General features: G+C 61.0%; 20 protein-coding genes and 3 pseudogenes. 10 read left to right on the top strand and 13 right to left on the bottom strand.

Annotation, left to right across the window (positions count from 1 at the left end):
* Positions 1-241 precede the first annotated feature (241 nt).
* From HUK73_RS19400 to HUK73_RS19385, 4 genes are all read right to left on the bottom strand, one after another.
* Positions 242-979 (bottom strand): glycosyltransferase family 2 protein, encoded by a 738-nt coding sequence (locus HUK73_RS19400; protein WP_176593503.1) that lies wholly within the window; start codon positions 977-979, stop codon positions 242-244.
* Between the two features lie 8 nt (positions 980-987).
* Positions 988-1,815 carry a 4,5-DOPA dioxygenase extradiol gene (ygiD, locus tag HUK73_RS19395; protein WP_255326439.1) on the bottom strand — a complete coding sequence of 276 codons (828 nt, stop codon included), beginning with the start codon at positions 1,813-1,815 and terminating at the stop codon, positions 988-990.
* A gap of 14 nt (positions 1,816-1,829) precedes the next feature.
* Positions 1,830-2,417 (bottom strand): ester cyclase, encoded by a 588-nt coding sequence (locus tag HUK73_RS19390; RefSeq protein ID WP_255326438.1) that lies wholly within the window; start codon positions 2,415-2,417, stop codon positions 1,830-1,832.
* Between the two features lie 262 nt (positions 2,418-2,679).
* A complete protein-coding gene (locus HUK73_RS19385) occupies positions 2,680-3,315 on the bottom strand; it encodes a TetR/AcrR family transcriptional regulator (RefSeq protein ID WP_176593502.1) in 636 nt (211 codons plus the stop codon).
* 140 nt (positions 3,316-3,455) lie between these two features.
* Here HUK73_RS19385 and HUK73_RS19380 point away from each other — a divergent pair, with 140 nt between their 5' ends.
* The 6 genes and pseudogenes from HUK73_RS19380 to HUK73_RS27290 form a co-directional block, all read left to right on the top strand.
* Positions 3,456-4,463 (top strand): NAD(P)-dependent alcohol dehydrogenase, encoded by a 1,008-nt coding sequence (locus HUK73_RS19380; RefSeq protein ID WP_176593501.1) that lies wholly within the window; start codon positions 3,456-3,458, stop codon positions 4,461-4,463.
* 85 nt (positions 4,464-4,548) lie between these two features.
* The gene (locus HUK73_RS19375) at positions 4,549-6,024 is read left to right on the top strand and encodes an aldehyde dehydrogenase family protein (protein WP_176593500.1); all 1,476 of its coding nucleotides are present in this window, start codon (positions 4,549-4,551) and stop codon (positions 6,022-6,024) included.
* Between the two features lie 42 nt (positions 6,025-6,066).
* Positions 6,067-6,246, top strand: a complete 180-nt coding sequence (locus tag HUK73_RS19370; RefSeq protein WP_176593499.1) for a hypothetical protein — start codon at positions 6,067-6,069, stop codon at positions 6,244-6,246.
* Between the two features lie 119 nt (positions 6,247-6,365).
* Positions 6,366-6,932, top strand: coding sequence for a carboxymuconolactone decarboxylase family protein (locus HUK73_RS19365; protein WP_176593498.1), 567 nt, complete (start codon positions 6,366-6,368; stop codon positions 6,930-6,932).
* A gap of 131 nt (positions 6,933-7,063) precedes the next feature.
* On the top strand, positions 7,064-7,282 hold the full coding sequence (locus HUK73_RS19360) for a methylated-DNA--[protein]-cysteine S-methyltransferase (RefSeq protein ID WP_176593497.1): 219 nt from the start codon (positions 7,064-7,066) through the stop codon (positions 7,280-7,282).
* A gap of 44 nt (positions 7,283-7,326) precedes the next feature.
* Positions 7,327-7,635 (top strand): annotated as a pseudogene (locus HUK73_RS27290) (proline hydroxylase); the annotation flags it as partial.
* 201 nt (positions 7,636-7,836) lie between these two features.
* Here the strand turns inward: HUK73_RS27290 and HUK73_RS19350 are convergent.
* The 4 genes from HUK73_RS19350 to HUK73_RS19335 form a co-directional block, all read right to left on the bottom strand.
* Positions 7,837-8,694: an oxygenase MpaB family protein gene (locus HUK73_RS19350; RefSeq protein ID WP_176593496.1), complete on the bottom strand. Its 858-nt coding sequence runs from the start codon at positions 8,692-8,694 to the stop codon at positions 7,837-7,839.
* Between the two features lie 2 nt (positions 8,695-8,696).
* Entirely contained in the window at positions 8,697-10,202 is a 1,506-nt protein-coding gene (locus tag HUK73_RS19345; protein WP_176593495.1) for a TIGR01777 family oxidoreductase, read from the bottom strand.
* Entirely contained in the window at positions 10,199-10,891 is a 693-nt protein-coding gene (locus HUK73_RS19340; protein ID WP_255326437.1) for a DUF4166 domain-containing protein, read from the bottom strand. Before HUK73_RS19340 ends, HUK73_RS19345 begins: the two co-directional genes overlap by 4 nt.
* Before the next feature lie 64 nt (positions 10,892-10,955).
* Positions 10,956-11,534 (bottom strand): GbsR/MarR family transcriptional regulator, encoded by a 579-nt coding sequence (locus HUK73_RS19335; protein ID WP_176593494.1) that lies wholly within the window; start codon positions 11,532-11,534, stop codon positions 10,956-10,958.
* A gap of 105 nt (positions 11,535-11,639) precedes the next feature.
* On the opposite strand from HUK73_RS19335, the gene HUK73_RS19330 reads away from it, so the two are divergent.
* Together HUK73_RS19330 and HUK73_RS19325 are read left to right on the top strand one after the other, a co-directional pair.
* On the top strand, positions 11,640-13,799 hold the full coding sequence (locus HUK73_RS19330; protein ID WP_176593493.1) for a hypothetical protein: 2,160 nt from the start codon (positions 11,640-11,642) through the stop codon (positions 13,797-13,799).
* A gap of 2 nt (positions 13,800-13,801) precedes the next feature.
* Entirely contained in the window at positions 13,802-14,530 is a 729-nt protein-coding gene (locus HUK73_RS19325) for a DUF3142 domain-containing protein (protein ID WP_176594712.1), read from the top strand.
* A gap of 278 nt (positions 14,531-14,808) precedes the next feature.
* On the opposite strand, the gene HUK73_RS19320 is transcribed toward HUK73_RS19325, so the two are convergent.
* Positions 14,809-15,450 carry a hydrolase gene (locus HUK73_RS19320; RefSeq protein WP_176593492.1) on the bottom strand — a complete coding sequence of 214 codons (642 nt, stop codon included), beginning with the start codon at positions 15,448-15,450 and terminating at the stop codon, positions 14,809-14,811.
* A gap of 140 nt (positions 15,451-15,590) precedes the next feature.
* Positions 15,591-16,457 (bottom strand): pirin family protein, encoded by an 867-nt coding sequence (locus tag HUK73_RS19315; protein ID WP_176593491.1) that lies wholly within the window; start codon positions 16,455-16,457, stop codon positions 15,591-15,593.
* Between the two features lie 113 nt (positions 16,458-16,570).
* Between HUK73_RS19315 and HUK73_RS19310 the strand changes: the two genes are divergently transcribed.
* The gene (locus HUK73_RS19310) at positions 16,571-17,494 is read left to right on the top strand and encodes a LysR substrate-binding domain-containing protein (RefSeq protein ID WP_255326436.1); all 924 of its coding nucleotides are present in this window, start codon (positions 16,571-16,573) and stop codon (positions 17,492-17,494) included.
* Positions 17,495-17,924: 430 nt separating this feature from the next.
* Here HUK73_RS19310 and HUK73_RS19305 read toward each other — a convergent pair.
* Together HUK73_RS19305 and HUK73_RS19300 are read right to left on the bottom strand one after the other, a co-directional pair.
* Positions 17,925-18,964 (bottom strand): annotated as a pseudogene (locus HUK73_RS19305) (IS110 family transposase).
* Between the two features lie 243 nt (positions 18,965-19,207).
* A pseudogene (locus HUK73_RS19300) lies at positions 19,208-20,197 on the bottom strand (IS481 family transposase); the annotation flags it as partial.
* Between the two features lie 182 nt (positions 20,198-20,379).
* On the opposite strand from HUK73_RS19300, the gene HUK73_RS19295 reads away from it, so the two are divergent.
* Positions 20,380-21,954 carry a hypothetical protein gene (locus HUK73_RS19295; protein ID WP_176593490.1) on the top strand — a complete coding sequence of 525 codons (1,575 nt, stop codon included), beginning with the start codon at positions 20,380-20,382 and terminating at the stop codon, positions 21,952-21,954.
* Between the two features lie 449 nt (positions 21,955-22,403).
* Here the strand turns inward: HUK73_RS19295 and HUK73_RS19290 are convergent, their stop codons facing one another.
* Positions 22,404-22,577, bottom strand: a complete 174-nt coding sequence (locus HUK73_RS19290; protein ID WP_176593489.1) for a hypothetical protein — start codon at positions 22,575-22,577, stop codon at positions 22,404-22,406.
* Between the last annotated feature and the right edge of the window lie 166 nt (positions 22,578-22,743).

Below are 22,743 nucleotides of genomic sequence, written 5' to 3'. Positions count from 1 at the left end.
CCGATCGCGGACAGCATAAATCTGCCACACGACGCGCGCGAAGGCCCGTTCGGCCGCCGCACAGCGCCATCGACTAAGATTATGCCCTCGCCATCGCAACACGGGTCCGTGAAGCGGCGCGGGATGCCTTGCCCTGACTTCCTCCAAGGTGGCGGATGCGCAGTCGAGAATGTCGAACGGGATGGTTAGCGGCCGGATATTAGGAAGCCTCCCTTGGGTCCGCGAAACAGAAATCCGCCGCTCACCGAATGTCCTCATAGCTTCTGGTAGCGGGCCTGCCTCTGAAAACGACAGAAAAATAGTTCGCAAAATAAAGGCTCGCGATTTTGGCGAAGCCTTGCTTCTTCATACGACGTCCTGATGTTGGCATGACGAAACGGGGCGAAAAAAGCACTTTCCCCTGCGCCTTGGCACGTTTGCCTATGTCCACATCCTCGCCATAAAATTCAATCGAGCTGTCAAAGCCGCCCATCTCTTCCAGGGCGTCACGACGGATCGCGAAATTGCCGCCGACCATCAGATAACCGGTGATCCAATAGAGCGGCCGCGCCGCAACGAACCAACCAGTGGAGATGGCATTACGAATGCCACTGAGGTCGTAAAAGCTATAGGGGCCGGACAAGCAGGCAAGGTCCCCGCACTTGTGGAACTGTTCCCAGATTTGTTCGATCCAGCCTGGTGGCGGCCGTGTGTCGGCATCGACATAGGCCAGGATGTCGCCAGTAGCAGCAAGAAAGCCGCGCTGGCGGGCACGGGTAATTCCTTTTTGAGCCTCGAACACGTAAGTCACCGCCGGATAGCGATCGATCACTTTCTTCGTGTCGTCTGTGCTGTTGTTGTCAACGACAATGATTTCTACCGCCTTGCCCGCCACATTCCGCATGATCGCGTCAAGACACTCGGGCAGATACTCTTCTTCATTATAGGCAGGGATAATGAGGCTGATCGTAGGCCTTCGCGTGTGGATCATACCTGTCATGGGTATTTTTAGTGCCCCAATATCCAGTTGCTGGCTAGCCCATATGGTGAGAGGCAGGCGTCCATTCCGAAGCCATAGCAGGTCATGGAAAGCGACCCCAGTGCATGACCACGTATCAGGGGGGCTACCTTTTCGTTCGATACAGCGCCGAGCCCGGCGATATAGAGCAGCGGAATGAAGTGATCCGGCGTAGGCACCGCCTGGGCATAGTCCGGATGCGTCATAGCCTTGAGCAGGTCGCCCGGCGCCTCCGCCATCAGGCCGGCGACATGGTCGTCGAAACGTTCCGCCCAGGGTTCGCCGGCCTCCGGCTTGTTCCATTGGATACGGCGAAGATTATGGACGACATTGCCGCTCGACAGGATGAGGATGCCGGCATCCCGCAAAGGGGCCAGCCGGGCGCCCAGATCGATGTGATATTCCATCGGTTTCGGCGCGTCGATCGACAACTGGACGACAGGAATATCCGCATCGGGGAACAGATGGGCAAGCACGCTCCATGTCCCATGATCCAGACCCCATTGGTCAATGTCGGCCCCGACCCAATGGGGCTCGGCGACTTCTGCCACTTCCTGTGCCAGTTCGGGCAGACCCGGTGCGGGATAGTCGAACGCGAACAGTTCATCGGGGAAGCCGTGGAAATCATGAATAGTGCGTGGGTGGGGCATGGCCGTCACGGTCGTTGCGCCGATGAACCAGTGCGCTGATATGCACAGGATCCCCCGCGGCCGGGGCAATATTTGGCCGATGCGACGCCATGCATCGGTATAAACGTTATGTTTCAGAGTGTTCATCGGGCTGCCATGCCCGATGAACAATGCCGGCATCCGGGCCATGTCGCCCGCCACCGTTACTGGGTCACGCCGATCTGCTGCATCAGGGTAGCATTGTCCCAGAAGAGATATTCTTCGCTCATGCTACCTTCCTTGTTCCAGTGACCTAGGGTCGCCATGGGAAGGTGGTAGGCCTTGCCGGTCGGCTGGATGACCTTCCCGTCGGCCAGGACCATCGGTTTCGTGAAGGTGCCGTCCAGATAGCCCATCACACTGGTCCATTCGCCCTCTGCCGTACCGAAGCGGACTGGATGTTCGGTGATGCGGTTATCGGGAGCGAACGTCCACATGAACTTCAATTCCTTGATGTGGTCCGGTATGCCAATGGTGGTGTGGCCATCGGGATAATGAACGATGATGTTCTGGGCATGGCTCTTGTGGAGATCCTCCCACTTCTGTTCCGTATAGACCCGGAAATCGAGATCATCGAAAGTGCGCAGGTTCTTTGCCAGGGTTTCGGGCATTCCAGGAATTGCCGGAGCGGGTTTGTTGACGCCGGTACCAGGCCAACGCTCCTGCTTCACCGCCGCCATCGAACCGGTGGGAAGAGAGGCCAATGTGACCAGTCCAAGCAGCGTCACGATATTGATCCCACGATTCTTCATCCGAACTCCCTCCCTTTGCCTGTCCAACACTGGAAACGGGTTGTGATGGAATGAGGTTGTCATATTCCGAAATCAATACAAGCCGGATTCTCGAGGCTGAAGCCTGATCGTTTGAGGTGGAAGCGCTCTGCGCTTGCCCACACGACCAGCATATCTGTGACCCAGCGATAATCCCCAGCATGGTGATCTTCGCTTTGTCTGCTACCCTGCGGGAATATTGATCATATGCCCTCCGACCCTCGTCGCGCCACAGGCCCGTCGCCTAACGGGCGCCAACAGGGTCGGGCCATTGCGCGGCCAGAATTTCTGGCAGCAACTCGCTTAAAAAGATCGAACTATTCGCTCCACGTTTGTCGAACGCGAACTTGTCTTCCAGGGCGAGATGCGCGATGCCGTGCGCGGTGGACCACGCCGCAAGTACGCTGCCCGCGTCGCGTTCGAGACTGATCGTGGCAAGATCGCCGCCGTAGGCCTGAGCCGCCGTTTCTATGAAAGGTGTGAACGCCCGAACTCCGCTGTCAAAGAAGCGGGGATCTTCGCGGTTTACAAGGTCTTTGCGAAACATGAGTCTGAAACGGCCCGGCTCATCCAATGCAAATTCCACATAAGCTCGCGAGAGAGAGCGTAATCGGGCCTGGGGCGTTTCGCCCCGCGGCGCAGCTGCGAGATATTCCCCCAGCTGATTATGAGCAAGAATTGCGACTTCGGTAAGGAGTCCCGCCGCATTTCCGAAATGATGAGCAGGCGCGGCAGGCGAGACGCCGGCACGACGCGCGGCCGCGCGCAGCGAGAACCCTTCAATGCCGTCTTCCCGCAAAATGGAGTCGGCGGCGACGATCAAGGCCTCCTTCAATTCGCCATGATGGTAGCCGCGCTTGGCGGCAGGCTCAATTCGCACTCGCACAGATCCAATCTTTACAATGTTTAAATTCCGACATATCCAAACACTGTTTAGATGATTCGTGGCCCTGTTTCGAGTGAGAAAATGCCGGTCGTCGCGTCGGCAAGCACGCGAAGTTGTGCCGAGAGGGATTTGGGATGAAGGTCGCTGTTGTTAATGCCCCCGCCGGTCTGGAGAATCTGGTCGTCACGAACCTGGCGGAGCCGACACCAGGATCGGGCGAGGTTCTGGTGCGCGTTCATGCCAGCTCTCTCAATTTTCATGACTATGGGGTGGTCCTCGGACGAATCCAGGCAGCAGATGGACGCATTCCCATGTCCGATGGCGCTGGCGAGGTGGTTGCGGTTGGCGCGGGTGTCACGACGCTGAAGCCCGGCGATCGTGTACTTTCCCTCTTCTTTCCCAATTGGCCGGTCGGCAGGCCGACGAAGGATCGCATGACGGGCGTACCAGGCGATCATGTGGACGGCTTCGCGGCCGAACTCGTGGCAGCGCCGGCCAGCGCCTTCACTCGGGTTCCCGAAGGCTGGAGCTATATGGAGGCCGCGACGTTGCCCTGCGCCGCACTGACGGCCTGGCGCGCGCTTATGGTCCACGCGCGGATAAAACCGGGCGATGTGGTGCTGACGCAAGGGACTGGAGGCGTCTCGATTTTCGCACTGCAATTCGCCAAGGCGATGGGATGCGAGGTGATTGCGACCTCTTCGTCGGACGCCAAGCTGGAATGGCTTAAGGAACTCGGGGCCGACCATCTGATCAATTACAAGCAACAAGCCGAATGGGGTCAGGCGGTGATGTCCCTGACCGACGGTCGCGGTGCCGATGTAGTGGTGGAGGTTGGCGGCCCCGGCACCATGGCCCAATCGCTTCAAGCCGTCCGTATCGATGGTCATATCGCGCTGATCGGCGTGCTGACCGGCGTGGCAGGTGTTGTTCCAACAGCGGTAGCGATGGGTAAGAACGTTGCGATCAAGGGCGTCACCGTCGGTTCCCGCGAGGATCAAGAGGATATGATCAATGCATTGGAAGCCAGCGACATCCGTCCCGTCATTGATACAAGCTTTCCCCTCGAAGCGATTGGAGATGCCTTCGCGCATCAGGCGGCCAAGCGACATTTCGGCAAGATCTGCTTGGAAATCGCGTAAGTCTTTCCCGAAACCTAGCGGGGTTTTTTGCCTCAGTTATATTAGATCGTTCTATAGTTTTTATTCGCGATAGATGGAGATTAACATGCGGGAATCACTGAAATTCTATATCGACGGCACTTGGGTCGACCCGACCGAGCCCAAGCGGTGGGAAATTATCAACCCCGCGACCGAACAGCCGGTAGGCGTGATTAATCTGGGCGATGAGAGCGATGTCGACATTGCCGTGGCGGCGGCCAGGCAAGCCTTTCGCAGCTACGGCCGGACCTCGCGCAACGAACGCATCGAATTACTCGAGTCAATTATCGCGGCCTATCAATTGCGCAGCAAGGATCTGGCCGAGGCGATCACGGACGAAATGGGCGCGCCGTCGCCGATGGCCCTGAACCAGCACGCATTGATCGGTTACGTCCATCTATGGACCGCGCTCGAAGCATTGCGAACGTACAAGTTCGAAGAGTTGCGCGGGGCAACGTGGGTAATGCATGAGCCCGTCGGGGTGTGCGCGCTCATCACGCCGTGGAACTGGCCGATCAACCAGGTAGCGGCCAAGGTCGCGCCAGCGCTGGCATGCGGCTGCACCATGGTCCTGAAGCCTTCCGAATATTCGCCCTTTTCGGCGCAAATCTGGACCGAGGTGATGCACGCGGCGGGCGTTCCGGCGGGCGTTTTCAATCTCGTGCATGGCGATGGGCCGACCGTAGGCGCAGCGCTCAGCAGCCATCCCGACGTTGACATGGTTTCGTTCACCGGATCGACACGAGCGGGCGTGGAGGTCGCGCGCAACGCGGCGCCGACGGTCAAGCGCGTCCATCAAGAGCTCGGTGGCAAGTCGGCCAACATCATCCTGGAAGACGCCGACATTGCCGAGGCCGTGGTCGCCGGGGTCAAGGCAGTCACGCACAATTCGGGCCAGTCCTGCAACGCGCCCAGTCGCATGCTCGTACCTGCCTCCAAAATGGCTGAGGCCGTCATTGCTGCCCGCGCGGCCGCAGATAGCATCAAGGCCGGGGATCCCCGATCTGGCGCTGACATCGGACCGGTCGTCTCGAAGGTGCAGTATGAGAGGATCCAGAGGCTGATCGAGCAAGGCATTTCAGAAGGCGCGACGCTCGTGGCGGGCGGTCCCGGCCGGCCCGAAGGAATAGACAGGGGCTATTTTGTGCGGCCAACCGTATTTGCCAACGTGACGAACGACATGGCGATCGCGCGCGAGGAAATATTCGGGCCGGTGCTTTCGATCCTTGGCTATGAGGATGTCGAGGACGCAATCGAAATTGCCAACGATAGCCCCTATGGGCTCGCTGGATATATTCAGGGCAAGGATCCAAAGGTGATCGCCGACATCGCCGCGCGATTGAGGACGGGCCAGGTCGTAATAAATCATCCGCAGCCCGATCCGCGAGCGCCGTTCGGCGGCTACAAGCAGTCGGGCAATGGCCGCGAATGGGGCGATCTGGCTTTCGAAGGCTTTCTCGAAATAAAAGCAATGCTGGGCCACCCACCGCGAGATGCGCAGGAGGTCGAAGCTCATGCCGACGCACTTGAGTCGGCGAAATAGTCAGAACGTCGGCCCGAAACGAAAAAGATCAAGGGCGAGCGTATGTATGGCGACCTACCCTATGGTCAGCAGATTGCGCGCCTCATCGGGGCGGATCTTGCCGACTATCCGGGAGTCACCAAAATCTTCGACAAGGCTCCCATCCTCACCAGACATGACGCTTTCGAGGCCGCGGCCGCACGCGGAGTCCATATCGACAATCCCGCCAACACGGCTGCTTGACGAACTTCCGGCCCGTCCGCCGGAAGTTCATTTCGTGGATCGATAGTCGAAAGGTTGCGTCTATCGGCGAGCATATCGAACCTTGGATCAAACCATCCAAGCCATAGAAAGAATTACATATGAGACTTAGCCAGCCGCGTATCGCGCCATTGCAGGACGACGAACTCACCCCGGAACAGGCCGAGGCGTTGCAGCCCCTGCGGCATGATCCGATGGGCGTGTTGAACGTCTTCCGCACGATCGCCCAGGCGCCTGGAGCGTTGCATCGATTCGGCCAATGGGGAGCTTATGTTCTCCGGCACAACTCCCTCCCTCCCCGCCAGCGGGAGATGGTCATTCTGCGGATCGGCTGGCTCTGCAAATCGGGCTACGAGTGGGCACAGCATGTTGAGATTGGGCTGAATGATGGCCTCTTGGCTGACGAGATCGAGCGGATCAAGCAAGGTCCGGATGCTGGCTGGGATCCGGCGGATACGGCTCTGATCCGCGCCACAGACGAACTTCACGCCGATCAATTCATCGGGGAAGCGACTTGGACCGAACTCGGCCGGCATTTTACGGATAAACAGCGAATGGACCTGGTGTTTGCTGTGGGGAACTACACGCAGATATCTATGTTCCTGAACACATTCGGCGTACAACTCGACGAAGGTCTAACGCTCGACCCCGACCTGAAGGCTTTCTGATGACTTGATAGTGCGGTTTGCTGTCGCAAGCGTGCGAATGTCAGCCTATGGAGCCGCGTTCCTCACCCGCCCCGGTTATGAACTGTTCGGGACGAATATCGCCGTTCAATAGTCGCACCGCCTGATAGGCCATGCGCGGCACTCCGTTCCAGCGCAGCGTCTGGGAAAAGCTGCTGACGATCCCGGCTGGCGAGACGGCGACCTACACGGATCTGGCGAACAAGCTGTCGCCGCTGTCTCATCCGCGCGCGGTCGCCAGCGCCTGTGCCTGTGCCGCCAATCCGATCGTGCTGGCCGTCCCCTGCCACCGCATGGTCCGCAGCAGCGGTGATCTGGTGGGTTATCGCTGAGGCATCGAGCGCAAGCGCGAACTGATCCGGAAGGAAGCGATGGCATGAAGCCGCCTCTGGTGGATTTCATCGCTCCGGCCTCTGTGGATCCGTCCGCAGAGGCACGGATTGCGCACTATCGTTGGGATGCGGTCGCCGCTGAGCTCAACGATGTGGGCTGCGCCGTCCTGCCGAAACTTCTAAGACCTGAGCAGTGCCGTGAAATCGCATCGCTGTATCCGGACGAGAGCCATTTTCGCTCGCATATCATCATGGCGCGGCACGGCTTCGGGAAGGGAGAGTATCGTTACTTCAACTACCCGCTGCCGGACATCATTGGCGACTTTCGCACGGCGCTATATCCGCGGCTTGCCGATATTGCGAAGGGCCGATTCCCGAACGGCGGGTTAGCGGCAAACGACTCGGGAAGGCTGCCAAGGCTCATGAAGGAAACCGCTGCGCCAAAGCTAGCCATTCGTGTTCAGAAGAACAGGTCAAACACTCTATCCAGCGCGAAAGTGCCAAGAAGGGTGGCCACACCCAGCACCCCCTTTCCGAGGATGCAGGTAACAACATTAGCTGTGGTTGAAGGCCCAACGCATCGTATGAGCAATGATGAAGGCACCACCCCGAACCAAGGGCGACGCCAGCGGCCGCGCTGGGAGGTCATGCAACCGCTTCGCCCAAGGTGGCAATATATCGACCGATGCCTGCATCAGCATGGCCTGCGCGGGCCTCATTGCTTTGGACGGCGCCGGTTGCGACAGGATCATGCGGGCGACGTCGTGGGTGCGGGCATCGGCTTTCAACTCCGGCAGGAATGATGCGATCAGCGTTTCTGCCTCGGCACGGTTCTGGGGCACCGGATCGGCCCCGAGCGCGCGGGCGACCTGCGCTGCCTGTTTGAAATAGCAGTCTTGATCGATGCGGCTCATGCCCGGTTCGGCAAAGGCGATCCAGGCGTCGAGGAAACCCATCGCCTCGCAGACATGGACCCAGGCGAGCAGACGCGGATCATTGGCAGCATAGGGCGTACCATCGGGCAGAACACCTTTCACATGCTCATGCACCTGACACACCCGATCAATAGCCGCATCCGCATCAGCCCGATCGCCAAAGGTGGTAACGGCTATGAAGCGGGCGGTGCGCCGCAACCGGCCCAGCATGTCGCCGCGAAAGCCGCTATGGTCCCAGACGCCGGCCAGCGCGGCAGGATGCAACATCTGGAGCAGCAACGCGGTGACGCCGCCTATCATCATCGTCGTGACATCGCCATGCACGCGCCAGATCACCGACTGGCGCGGATAGAGGGCGTTGTCGGAACGGATAACCGGCCTTTCGCCACGATCCCGATCATTGAAGACGTCCTGTATCCGCCGGACCAGCATATGCCGCAGATGCTTGGCTGGCGGCAGGAAAAGAGCGTTGGCCATGGTCAGCAGCCTTCCTTGAAAGCAGGCGGGCGGACGGCCGCATCGGTCAACATTATCTTGTCCGCGCCGGTGATGGCAGCCAGTGCCGCGTCCAGATCGGGATAGCGGAAGCTGAAACCGCTTTGGGTTGCAATAACGGGCAAGACCCGCTGCCCGCTCAGCAGCAATTCCTCCGCAAAGCCGCCCAACAACCGGCGCAGCGGCCAGGCTGGCACCGGCAGCATGGCGGGACGATGCAGGGCGCGGCCAAGCGCGGCGGTGAAGGCGCGGTTGGTGACCGGAACCGGTGCCGTGCCGTTGACCGGGCCGCTGATTTCCGGCCGGGTGAGGCAATGGACGATCAGGCGGACGAGGTCGTCGCGATGAATCCAGCTCATCCAGTGCCGCCCGTCACCGAAGCGGCCGCCCAGCCCATATTCGAACGGCGCCAGCATCCGCGCCAGCATCCCGCCGCTGGCGTCCAGCACCAGCCCGGTGCGCAGATAGACGGTGCGCACGCCAAGCCCTTCAGCGCGTTGCGCAGCCCGCTCCCAGTGCAGACACACATGGCGGGAGAAGCAGGGCTTACCTTCATCGCTTTCGCCAAGTTTCTCGTCGCCGCGCAGGCCGTAGATGCCGATCGCCGATCCGCTCACCAGCACCTCCGGGCGATGATAGAGCCGCTGCATCAGGCGCAAAACATCCTGTGTCATGCCCATCCGCGAGCGAACGATGCGCTGGCGCTTGGCGTGGGTCCATGGGCTGTTGGAGATCGGCTCGCCCGCCAGATTGACGATGGCGTCAATGCGCGTGTCGGGCGAGATCGCGTCAAGGCTGGTGACGATGCGGACCGGGCCGGCCCGAAGCAGCGGCAACGCCTTGGCGCGGTCGCGGGTCAGCACGGTCACGTCATGACCGGCGCTGGCCAGCGCCTCCACCAATCGACTGCCGACAAAGCCTGTGCCACCCGTCACCAACACCGCTTTGCGAGGGCCAAGGGCGGCGGCGAGCGGTGCGGGGTCTGCCGGGACAAGCCGCGGGCAACGACGCGCCGCCGCCAGGTCACGCAGGCCCGACACGAACACGCCGAAAGCGGCTATGGCGCAGAACCAACTCATGATGCCATAATGAACGGACAAGATCGCGCTTGGCTCCCTGGCCCAACCGAGCAACACGGGGATCAGCAGGGCGAGGATGGCACCGTAATTGAGCGTCAGCAGTGTATGAGTGACCCGTTCGGTCGCGGGCAGATGGCGGGTGCGGTCTTCCTCGACGAAATCCCACAAGGTGATGAACAGTTCGCCTGCCAGCAGCAGGATCAGCGCGATTGCCCAGCCGCCCTGCGGCATGGTCCAGCCAAGACAGGCGAAGGCCAGCATATAGGCAAGGTTACGAATGCCGTGGAGGCGCAGTTCCACGCTCTGGCCATGCCGCCAGGCAAGCCGCTCGGTCCCTTCATGATGATAGAAAGTGTCGAATGCGCCCATCATCATCTGCAGGGTGATGAAAAGCCAGAGGGTGGTCGTCATGGCTGGACCTCCTGTTGCGAGGCAGGCTGATCGTGGAAATGGCCGATTTGGCGAATGATCTCGCCAAGCAAGCGATGGCGGAGAGACAGGGTGAAGGCGAACGCTCCCTCGCCCATGTCCTCATGATCGATGCTGAGCGCGCCGGGCGCGATCCAGCGCGGCAAGCGCAGCCGCAGGGCGCCGATGCAGAGGAAATAATGATGGCTGCGGAAGCGGATGCCGGTTGCGTTCACCTCGACGGTCAGTGCTATGCCGAAGCCCGCGCCCAGATATTCCTCCAGCCCCGTGGGGCCTGCGAACCGCTTGGCGCTGTGGATCACCTGGGGAAAGCCGCGCGGGCGGGCATATATGCGGGTCCAAACCTGCCCGCCGCTGGCTCTGTCCTCTGTCACGGTAACAACCGCTGCCATGCCGCTGTCCCGGCCGAGCGGCAGCGGCGATCCGATCAGGCGGCAGGCCTGCGCCAACAGCCAGCCCACTGGCTTCATCCGGCAGGTCATTACCTGCCCCGCATAGCTGACCGAACGGCCCGGCAGCAGGCGCTTGGCAAAGCGGGTCCGCACCGCCTCCGGCAGCCTGTCCCACGCTTCGGCGCCGAGCAACGCCCGAAAGCGCATGTCGGATATCTGGTCGGGGCATGATCGGCGAAAGACACTGTCGCCTGTCCGCCGGATCGCGGGCCTAGCCATCTTTCCTTCCTCCAATATATTCGGTTATTTCTGTATTGAGAGAAACAATAGGGCAAAAGAAAGCCTATTCGGCCTCCTTCTTACTCCCCTTTCCGCTGACGAACTTGAGCAGTCCCACAACCTTCGATCCCATGCGGATCAGGGTCATGATCTGGGCCGGCGGGACGTTCAGCATCTGCCGATACCAGCCTTCGATCGTGTTCGTGAAGTCGTGCATCGAATGAAGACGTTGGCGGACAGCCGGGCTGATCCGGGGATCATCGGCATGCTCCATGGCGGCGCGGATCGCGGCGACCATGGGATCGATTTCCCGCTCCTTGCGCCCTTGCGCGACCTTCGTCGCCATCTGCCACAGATCGGTTTCCGCCTCATAATGGTCGCGCCGGTCGCCCAGCACGGGCACACGCCAAGCCAGCTTCCAGGCCAGCAATTCGCGCAGGCTGTTCGACACATTGGAGCGCGCCATGCCCAGCTTGTCGGCAATATCCTCCGCCGTCAGGGGGTGATCGGACAGGAAAAGCAGCGCATGGATCTGCGCCACCGACCGGTTCACGCCCCATTGTCCGCCCATGTCGCCCCAGCGTAGCACGAACTGCTCCACGGCGGGGGGAAGGCTTTGCGACTCGTTAGATATTTCTGTCATAACAGAAATATCTAACGAGTCTGGATGCATGTCAAGTAATAGAGGCAGAAGGGCACGGCCATCAACTATTGCCTGGAAGCGATCTTTTGTTCAGTTTCGCGTCCGATGATGAAAGATAACAGCATCGTAGGCCATGGCATCGCATTTCGCCGCAGGCATCCCATTGCCACCATGCTCATGGCGCTCGCGCTGTCAGGGATCGGATTGGGCGGGACGCTATGGGCCTGCGCCGACAGTTCCTGTTCGCCGGGCTGGAGGCTGGCCTCGCCCGACTATGATTGCGGTGGACGCGCGGCGATCAGCCCGGGCAATGATACACGGATAAACCTGCTGCTGCTGATGCGGAGCCTGAAGCCTGTGGATGGCAAACAGGCAAGTGCAGCCGTTGACGCGAACAATCCCCAGTTCGGACAGTCCTTCATGACATGGCCGGGCCTACGCGCCGCCTTCTGGCCGCAACCCACTTCCGCCAACTCTGGCCATGACGATGCGCCCGCCTGCGGGCCATCGATCGGCGCGAGTCCGGCCTTTAACGCGGCGCTCGCCGCCGAACCGGGCTTGCCGGAAATAGAGCGCGCGGCATTGGCACGGCACCGTGCGCAGACCGGGTGCGGCGAGGTACATTGGGACGATGGCAGCATCTCCAGCAAACCGGGCCGCGAATACATGGCCTATCTCAAGGCAGCGGACGCTTTCCATAAAGGCGATTGGCCGGCTGCGCGGCAAGGCTTTGCTGCGTTGACGCGGGCCCATAGCCGCTGGGTGGCGGAAACCGCGCTCTATATGCCGATCCGCATCGGCCTGCGCGCTGCCGTCGCGAAAGCGGTGGACGAATATGGCGATTTCGCCGGCACGGAGAAGGTTGATCCAGCTGCTCTGGGCGAGGCGCGCAAGGCCATCGCCATCTACCTCAAGGCATATCCCAAGGGGCGTTACGCCGCATCGGCGCAGGGCTTGACGCGGCGCGTGGCATGGCTGAGCGGGGACATGGCAACGCTTTCCCGCAGCTATGAGAAGCTGCTCGCCACAACCCCCGGCGACCAGGAAGCCGCTGCTGATCTTGCCGAAGAGATCGATATCAAGCTGCTCGAACGCCAGGATGCAGGAGCGATCATCGACGGACTGGGCGATACGCCGCTGTTGCTGGCGGTATCCGATCTCAAACGCATGCGGCGACAGGAAACCGGGTCAGCTCCGTTCTCGGCCAAGATGCTGGCGGAGCAAAAAGGCCAATTCTCCGCTCACCCCGAACTCTATGGATTGCTTCTGGCAACGCGTGCCACTTATGCCGGGGAAGATCCAAAGGCGATTTTGGCGCTGCTGCCCGACACAGCGCGGGAGACGCGTTTCACGCCGTTGGCCTTCAGCCGCCAGATGCTGCGCGGCATGGCGCTGGGCCGAGCGCGCGATCCCAATGAGGTGGGCTTCTGGCGCGACCTGCTGGGCGGGGCAAGCCCGCTTTACGAACGGCCGCTGGTCGAAATGGGACTAGCCATTCGCTGGCAGCGCGACGGGCGGCTGGAGCAGGTTTTCGCGTCCGGGTCCCCCATCACGGACAGCAGCACGCGCGAGATATTGCTGCAAACACTGGCGACGCCGGCCATTCTGCGCGGCAATGCGAAGGACAATTCGCGCCCGGCGCGCGAGCGCGACGTGGCGCGCTTCACCTTGGTCTACAAGGATCTGGCGAAAGGTAAATATGGCGATTTCGCCAGCGATCTTGCCCTGATCCCTTCCAATGCCGACAGCGACGGCGGCCTGTGGGATTTCACCCAGCAGGAAAGCATTCCGGTTGGCCTGTTCCGCAAGGGCAAATGGTCCGACGGCTTTGCCTGCCCTGCCATAGCCCAAACCGCCGCGACCCTGGCTCGCTCACCAGCTGATCATAAGGCGCAGCTGTGCCTCGGCGACTTTTATCGCCTGAACGGCTTCGACGGGTTCAGCCTCTTCAAAGCGGGCAAGGACCCGTTCTCGCTGGGCAATGGACCAGATGGCTTCTCTGGCCAGCCCCTGTCCCGGTCGGATATCTATGCCGCGATCATCGCTGACAAGAGGGCGGCGCCTGAGAACCGGGCCTATGCCCTGTATCGAGCGGTCATGTGCTATGCACCGTCCGGCTATAATGGTTGCAGCGGCTCTTATCTCACCGTCGAAGAGATGGACGCGGCGCAAGCCTCAAAGGCCGAGCGCAAATCATGGTTCACTGAACTCAAGCAACGCTATCCCGACAGTCAGTGGGCCAAGACCCTGCGCTATTATTGGTGACGATGCGTGTCTGCGGATGGAGAGCGGCGCTGCTAGCGGCTTTGGCGCTGACCGGTTGTCAGCGCCAGACAGAGCAAGGTGCAACCGGCGTAAACCCGACGGGCTATGACGCTTTTTACGTCTGGCCCGGTGTACGTCCGCCAAAGGGCGTTCAGCCGAAGATCGTTTATCTCCTTGATGGAGAGGTGCGACGTGGCGGGCCATCCCGATTGGAACGGCTGCGCATGGGCGTGCCCCGGCTGACCGGAAAGACGCTCTGGCTGGTGGTGAGGGCGGATCGGCTGGACTGGAATGACGCAACCTATGCGGCGATTTTCGATGATCTCACCCGCTGGCAGGAGGCGGGCAATCAGGTCGCCGGGCTCCAGATCGATTTCGATGCGGGCACACGCGGCATTGATGGTTATGCCCGGTTCCTGCACGATCTGCGTCAGCGTCTGCCGCGCCCATGGCGATTGTCGATCACCGGGCTAATGGACTGGAGCGCCCACGGCGACCCGCAGGTGCTGGCGAGGCTCGCGGGTCTGATCGACGAGGTGGTGGTGCAGACCTATCAGGGCCGCAGCACTATAGCGGGCTATGACGATTATTTTCAGCGGATGGAGGGCTTCCCGATCCCTTTTCGTGTAGCGCTGGTTGAGGGAGGAGAATGGCAGGCGCCGCCCTTGCTCGCGCGGCATCCGCAATTTAGAGGCTATGTCGTGTTCCTCCTATCCACTGCGAAACCCTAACGACGATAGTGCCTGTGTCCGACCCTTTTGCGTCATTCAGCTGCGAATTTCTTATCCTCAGCTGCGGATGGTCAGCTTCTTTGGTTCAGTGACCAAAAGCAGCGCGTGGTAGTTACGCCGCTTTTACAACCGTCCCAAGGTGGGCAGCTTTCAAACGAACGTACGGCCAGCGGTCGGCTATCGAGCCGAACCGTTGCCATCGTTTATCGTGCCGAATGAGGCCTGCAGGAGTGGAGAGCCGCTGCTGGTATGAGATGACCAGCAGCGGCCGTTTCGGCTTACTCTGCCTTGTCGTAGGAGAACTGGATGCCTGCCGTACCGCCGGTCTCGATGAACAGATTCATGAAAGCGGGGACGGTCTCGGCGCGGCTCCAATCGCGCTGAAGTTCGCAGAAGAGCTGGACGGTGGAGATCAGCTTGCCCCCCGCCTGCTCGATCCGGCGGAGCGCTGCCTCATGCGCGGCGACGGAGGTGCCGCCCACCGCATCCACCGGCACATAGACCTCATAGCCTTCGGCCAGCGCGTCCAGCGCAGGGAAGGTCAGGCAAGCCTCGGTCCATAGCGCGGTCATCACGAGCTTCCTGCGGCCGGCTTCTTCCACCGCCTTGCGGAATTCCACATCCTCCCAGCTATTGATGCTGGTGCGGTCATAGGTGGGATAATCGCCCAGCACTTTGCGGATATGCGGCACGGGCGGCATGTTGAGGCCCGTCTTCACATTGACCGTCGAATGGATGACCGGCAGGCCGTAGGCGACCGCCGCCTTCGAGCAGCCGACGATATTGTTCAGCAGCAATTGCCGGTCCATCGAGGCGATCGAATTCACCTGCACCGGCTGATAGTCGATGATGATGAAGGCCGCGTTCTGCGGCGTGAGCAGATGGTCGGATTTCGGATCACGAACGGGTTCGCTCGACATGGTTTCATCCTTTCAGTTGCAGGCACCCGTCCTCATGTCCGCGCGGACGGCGATGTCCGGCGGCCGGGCGGCGTGCGGGTGCATACGCCGTCCTGATTTCGAACCGGAACGCCCGGCCCCAAAAGGAACCGGGCGCCTGATCAGGCCACCTGCGCGAACCTGCCGCTGTTGAAGTCGTCGACCGCCTGGCGGATCTCGTCCTCCGTGTTCATCACGAAGGGACCATGACCCATGATCGGCTCGTCGATCGGCTCGCCCGTCAGCACCAGCAACGTCGCATCGCCATTGGCCCGGATGCCGACATCGCCGCCCTCGCGGCTGAGCAGCGTCATCTCCGCCTCGCCCGCTTCGTGGCTGCCATTGACCGTGACATGCCCGGTCAGCACCACCAGCATGGCGGTATGGCCTTCGGGCAGGTCCAGCTTGAGCTCCGCGTCGCGGACCAGGCGCAGGTCCCAGACATTGATCGGCGTAAAGGTCTTCGCCGGTCCCTTTGTGCCGAGCAGCTCGCCCGCGATCACCCGTCCCTTGCCCGCCTCGCCAGGCAGGTCGACGACGGGAATGTCCGCCGAAACGATGCCCTGATAGCCGCCAGGCGCCATTTTATCTCTCGCGGGCAGGTTGACCCAGAGCTGCACCATGCGAAACGGACCACCCGTCTTCGCGAAGGCAGGTGCATGATATTCTTCATGCAGGATACCGCCTGCCGCCGTCATCCACTGCACGTCGCCGGGGCCGATGATGCCGCCATTGCCGGCGCTGTCCCGGTGCTCCACCTGCCCATCATAGACGATGGTGACGGTTTCGAACCCGCGATGGGGATGCTGGCCGACGCCGCGCCGCTCCGTGGTGGGCTCGAAATAATGCGGCCCCGCATAGTCGAGCAGCAGGAACGGGCTGATATGCTGGCCCAGGCTGTTGTAGGAAAAGAGCGAGCGAACCGGGAAACCGTCGCCCACCCAATGGCCGCGATTATTGCCGTAGCGGCCGAGAACCGTCTTGCTCATGATCTGTCTCCATGGCGGCGAACGCCTGTTCGCGTCCTTGTTGGATCAATAAATATCATCGCGACGACTCATGCGAAAGATTGCGCCATCCGACGCAGCATCCTAAAAACAGGATGATGCAGGACCTCAACGATCTCTATTTTTTCGTGCAGGTGGTCGATCATGGCGGCTTCGTCGCTGCGGAGCGCGCCATCGGCGTGCAGAAGTCGAAGCTCAGCCGCCGCATCCTGCAATTGGAGGATCGGCTGGGCGTGCGGTTGCTCAACCGCTCCTCACGCCGCTTCTCCGTGACCGAGATCGGCCGGGAATATTATGACCGCTGCGTCGCCATGCTGGTGGAGGCGGAGGCCGCCGATCAGGTGATCGCCCAGGTGCGGGCGGAACCGCGCGGCGTCATACGCGTGGCTTGCCCGGTGGCGCTCATCAATTTCCAGTTCGGCGCCCTGTTCGCCCGCTTCCTCAGCGCCTATCCCTCCGTTCAGCTCCATCTGGAAAGCACCAACCGGCGTGTCGATGTGATCGCGGAGGGCTTCGACATCGCCATCCGCGTGCGCTTTCCGCCGCTGGAGCCGACCGACCTCATCATGCGCAGGCTCGACGCCAGCACCCAATGCCTCGTCACCAGCCCCGCGCTCATGGCTGGCGGGGCGCTCTCCTCTCCAGCCGATCTCAACCGCTTGCCCAGCGTCGCCCTGGGGCCGGTGCAGCGGGATTATCATTGGCATCTCGAACATGTCGGGGGCGAGACGGCGAGCGTCACACATGTGCCCCGACTCGTGACCGACGACATGGCAGCGCTGCGCGACGCGGCTCTGGCAGGCGTGGGCGTGGTGCAACTGCCGACCATGATGGTGTGGCGCCAGGTTGAGGTGGGCGACCTGGTCCATGTCCTGCCCGACTGGCGACCGCGCGCGGGGATCGTCCATGCGGTCTTTCCCTCCCGCCGGGGACTACTGCCCTCCGTCAGAACACTGCTCGACTTTCTGGCAGCAGAATGTGCGGAGGCAAGGATAAGCGCGAGCATGCACATGGAATGATCGAATAGTCTCAGCCATCCTGTCTCACCACCGCACCATTGTTCCCAGCTGCCAACCGTCACCCTGCCGATAACCCGTTGATCCACAGCCAGTCGGGAAAGCTGCCCACGCGAACCACCCTTCTTTGCCGCTCAGCGGCTAATTTCCTACGCCTAACTGCGGACTGACTTCTGTGGATGGCTCCCGCGTTGCAAGTGTAAAGTGATGATCTGGCCTTTGGTCGGGTGCAGTCGTCTGTCCGGCCTGTTGATGCAGTCGGTGCAGACTGCTGGCCCTGATGGGGGCCGCGAACAAGGTCCGATCGGCTTTGCAGGCTATGACGCCTATGACAGTCCTTGGGTTGTCCTTGTTCCCGGTCCGACCGGTTTTGCCATCACATCCTTCGCGCTTACAACCTCGTGAAGCTGATCTCCTCAGCTAAGCTTCTAGTCTATGCTCCCGCCAACATAGGCGCATGCCCGCGTTCGAAGACGCCGCCGCGCGCCATGACCGCCCATGCAATCCGGGCCATCTTGTTAGCGATGGCGACCGAAGCAACGCGCGCGGGTTTTCTGGCGAGTAAAGCTACAAAGCGCGGATCGACCGTGCTGGGCTTCTCCTTGGCGTATCGGACCAGCGCGGTTGCGCCGACCACCAGAAGCTGCCGCAGATATCTGTCGCCCATCTTGGTAATGCGCCCCAACGGTCCTTGCCGCCACTCGAGCTCTGCCGCGGGGTCAGACCCAACCATGCGGCGAACTGGCGCCCTGACGAGAACTGACTTGGGTCGGTCACCGACGCGGCGAGCGCAGTCGCGCCGATCGGCCCGATCCCAGGGATCGTGGCCAGACGCTTGGCTCTGTCGTCGCTTCGCTGCAGAGCGGCGAGACGCAGGTCGAGCTTGCGCAACTGGACGTGCAGCTGGAGCAGTTGCTCTGCCAGCATGGCGACGACGTTGATCGCCTCGGCCGGCAGATCGAGCTTGGTCTCGCCGTCGACGATCTCCCGCGCCATCTGCAGTGCCTTCACAATCCCGACCGGGATGGCGATACCCAGTTCGGCGAGCACGCTGCGCATCATGTTGACCAGCTGCGTGCGCTGTTTGATCAACAGGCTGCGCACGCGGTGCAGCGACAACGCCGCCTGCTGCTCGCGCGACTTGATAGGCACGAACCGCATCGTCTGACGTGTGACCGCTTCGCAGATCGCCTCGGCGTCGGCAGCATCGTTCTTACCGCGTTTCACATAGGGCTTCACGTAAGCTGCCGGCATCAGCCGCACGTCATGACCCAACCTGGTCAGTTCGCGCGCCCAGTGATGCGATGTCCCGCAGGCCTCGGCGCCTACCAGGCACGGCGGCAGCTTCTCGAAGAACGGCAACATCTGAGATCGCCGCAGCGCCTTGCAAAGTACGACCTCACCGGTCGCGCTGATACCGTGAACCTGAAAGATGTTCTTGGCCAAATCCAGGCCGATCGTGCTAATCTCCATGGCGGGTGGCTCCTTGCTCGGGTTGCATGACAGCAAACCCATCTTGGCACTTAGATGCCGTGAGCGGGAGCTATCCACCTTATCCGCTTTCCCTTCCGGCTTGCGCAAGACTGGGCGCTAGCTGGCTGGCAGCTTCCGGGCGTTCCACCGAAGGAAGCGGTAATCACCTGCGGATCTTTCGGAAGGTCCATCCTGGCCGCTGAACGGCAATCGGCTATTGACGAGGTAGCCTGCGGATCGAGTGTCTGGTTGCGACACATCATTGGCATAATATAAGATGTCGTCGACTTTAGTCATAAGATCGTCCGGTACCGACGGTTTGTAAAGAGGATTGGCGAGCGCGGGTGCCAGTGCGATCCGTTCCTCCACCTTCTGGCGTGGTGAGCTGCCTTGGAGCGCGCGCTGTCGTCGTCGATTGTAGGCGCGGTTGAAGCCGGCCAACAGGATTTCGAGATCCGCGTGGCCGGCGACGTTGATGCCCAGCACCTCGCTGGCGATGCGGCCGTTGAAGCGCTCGACCATGCCATTTGTCTGGGGTGTATAGGGTTTTGTCTTGCGATGAGTGACCTTGATCTTGGCGCAAGTGCGTTCAAAATCGTCGGCGGTGAAGCAGGATCCCCGGTCGGTCAGGACATGGGTGATGCGGAAAGGGAACGCCTTCCTAGCGGCGTTGAGAAAGGTGATAGCGTTGGCGGCATTCTCGGCGTCGTAGACGTCGAGATGGACGAACCGTGAGCAGCGATCGATGGCTACATAGAGGAAGCGCTTGCGGATCTCACCGTCCGCGGTACGCAGCTTGGGCAGATGTTTTACGTCGATGTGGACGAAGCCCAGATCATAGTCCTTGAAGCGGCCTTGCCCTTTGCGCGGCTGCGTCGTGGGTTTGGGTGGGCGGCGGTTGAGCCCCTCGGCCTTGAGCACCCGATAGATGCTGTCGCGATTGAGGTGTGGCAGGAAGTGCCGGAGCACGAAGGTGAGATCATCCAGGGCGAAGCCAGTCGACCTGCGCACAGCGCAGATGATGGCGCGCTCTTCCTCGGACATGCACCAAGCCAGGCGCTTGGGCCGGCTTGAGCGATCCTGGACCTCCTTCTCGCCGCGTCTGCGCCACTTGCGGACGGTTTCGTCGCTGATGCCATAGCGCTTTGCGACGACACTGGCAGACTCGGTAGAACGAGCGATTTCCGCCCGCACAACAGGCGTGGTTCGGGCCTGGGGATGTATCTGCACCATCACAAAACCTCATCAACAAGAGCAGCAAAGCGCCATGCGTGATCCGCAATAGCGCTGCTTACCATGTCCCAATGATGTGTCGCAACCAGACAAATATCCCACGGCGGCACTATAGGATTGTCGCCGCGCCGCTGCTAGTTGTACCCGCCACGCAATCGCCGTGCGAGAAAGGAACATCAATCGTGACGCCACGTGCCGCCATCCAGAAGATTGCATGCATGGTTCGAGACGATATCCGCTCGGGCGAACTGTCGCCCGGGGCCTACAGCGTCGGAGATATGCTAGCGGCGCAACCCGAAGCCTTACTGCTGATCGTCGACCTCACCGGTGCTGAAGGGCGCAAGAAGCGGCCTGACGTAACGATGCATCACGCATATTCGTTCATGCTTGGTCAGGCTCTCGAGCAGCTACGTCAGCGAAGCGAAGCCGGCAACGGCCATGCGACCATGGCCATGGAGAATGTCAGGGCCGCGATCGCTCAGCAGATGCGTATTGGCAAGCTCGTGCCGACGGCAGCGATGGCGCTTGTCTCGTCGTTTTCACGGGCTGGGATCGAGGTGGGGGAGGATATACGCAGCGCAATGGATCACGCGATGATCCAGACCGGAGCTGGCCAGCAGAATCTTCCGACGCCAGATGTTGCCGAGATGTTGAAGGACTTGGTGAAAGCCTGTGAGGGCGACCCGTTCCTGATCCAGAGCCAGTTCGCCGAATTCACGGCAGCCATGCCTGCCGGGCTGCAACTCAGTCTGTTGGAAGGTCTCGTCCTCGCCGACGATTCCAGTCTGCGCGAGGCCGCTATCGGTTGGCTTCTTGCAGAACCTGCGATAGCGACGCCGTTAGCCTCCATGATGGAAGAGGCCGCCAGACGAGGGCTTGTATCAGCAACGTCGGTTACGAACCTAATGCTGATCCGCAACTGGGTGTCGGAAGATCGGCGCTGTGCGATCGACGCGATCATCAGAGCCGCGCGAGCTGTCGGGTCGGTGCCGGAGAAGCGCCCCGCAATTCAGGTCAGGGAACTTCTGATTTCCGAGCGCGATGGGGCGGGAGCCCAAAGCATATTCGCATCGATCAAGCAGGGCAGAAAGAACGCGCTGGTATCGATTCTCATCAAGCAGGGCCATGGTGTGCGGGACGCCTGGGTAGCGCGCTCGCTAAGCAGGCCCGAGATCGAAGACATGCTTGACCATATTGCGTCCGAGATGTCGGTCCATGAAACGACGGCCGAGGACACGGCCTTGATCCTGAGCAGCGCCTTGGCGGACGGCCCGGCTAGCTCGCCACCCCCGTTTGGCCTCGTTCAGGCTATCACGCTTATCGGGCTCTCGGATGTCGCGTCCAAATTTGTATCGGTGGATGATCTCGTTGCCTCGATGCTCGCGGACGCCGACGCTGCGGTAACCGATGCCAAGGCGGTGGAGAAGGCAGTGCGCGCATCCGGCCGGTGGCTGGCGACCAACCCTCAGCTCGATTCCTGGTTTGAGAATGGCGACGACGTCGCCGCAGCGATCAAAGGAAAGCGCAAGATCGAAGACCGGATCGCGGCGATTATCGAAAAGGTGCTGGAACCGAAGCGGGCCTATTGGGCCAGCGTCATCGCTTGGAGTGCATTCGCACAGCGAGGTGACGGCCACGGTTCGGACTGGATCGAAATGGCGCTCGTCGCTCGTGAGATGGCTTCGGAACGACCTCTGACCGAGATCCCACTAGCGCGCTTCATCGCCGTGCAAACGGCGGAGGCGGCCCGGACCTGATCAGCGAACCAACTGGGCGCCGGATGCGCAATGCGGAGTGCGGCAGGTTGCATAGCGCGCTGGGCAACCTGCAGGTCGGCTATCGGGAAGCCCCCGCAACCCTTCACCTTTCCGGCCGTTCAGCGGCCGATTTCTTTTCCTTAGATTCGGCCCGTCCGCTTTCTTATTCTGACCGCCCAAGGCTGGTCGATTCCAGTCCGGCAGGTTTCGAACGCGGAAAGGGAGAAAGCTGCCATTCGCTGGCCAGAGGGGTCGGGGCAGATTGAGGAAATCTTATGGTTTGGCCAACGTGTCGCGCCATGCCGCTATATTCAGATGATTGGCCTGGCTTATACCATTGAGGAGCATGTCCTCCTCCCGCGTGGAAGATGGACGGACCACCATTCGGGAGCGGAATTCATCAAACCGGTGCAGCTGTAGTTCAAGATATGCGACACAGGGATGGGCTGTCATATTCCACCTTTTCCCAGGGATGCCGCGATCAATGCCACCAATGCGTCCTCGGCCCGCTCCCTAAGCATGGGGTCCATCGCGTTCAGATCGGCTCGCAACCATTGCGGGATTCGTCTTACCATGTCGCGGAGGGCGGCGTCGGCAAATGTGGGCTCATCAGTCGTCATCATTTCCTTGCACTCATTCCCGTCACATTTCCTGACCCATCCTTCTGCTCACGATGAAGAGACCCTCGGCGGGTCAAGCCCTCGCCAATGTCGTTCGCCGTGTCGCGGCATCTTGAGCCGCGAGCAGATGATATATAATCTGATATTCACTTATCATATCGCATATATG

This window comes from Sphingobium sp. EM0848 (assembly GCF_013375555.1).
GTDB lineage: Bacteria > Pseudomonadota > Alphaproteobacteria > Sphingomonadales > Sphingomonadaceae > Sphingobium.
The sequence above is the reverse complement of the archived record's forward strand: the minus strand, read 5'-3'. Positions and strand labels throughout refer to the sequence as shown.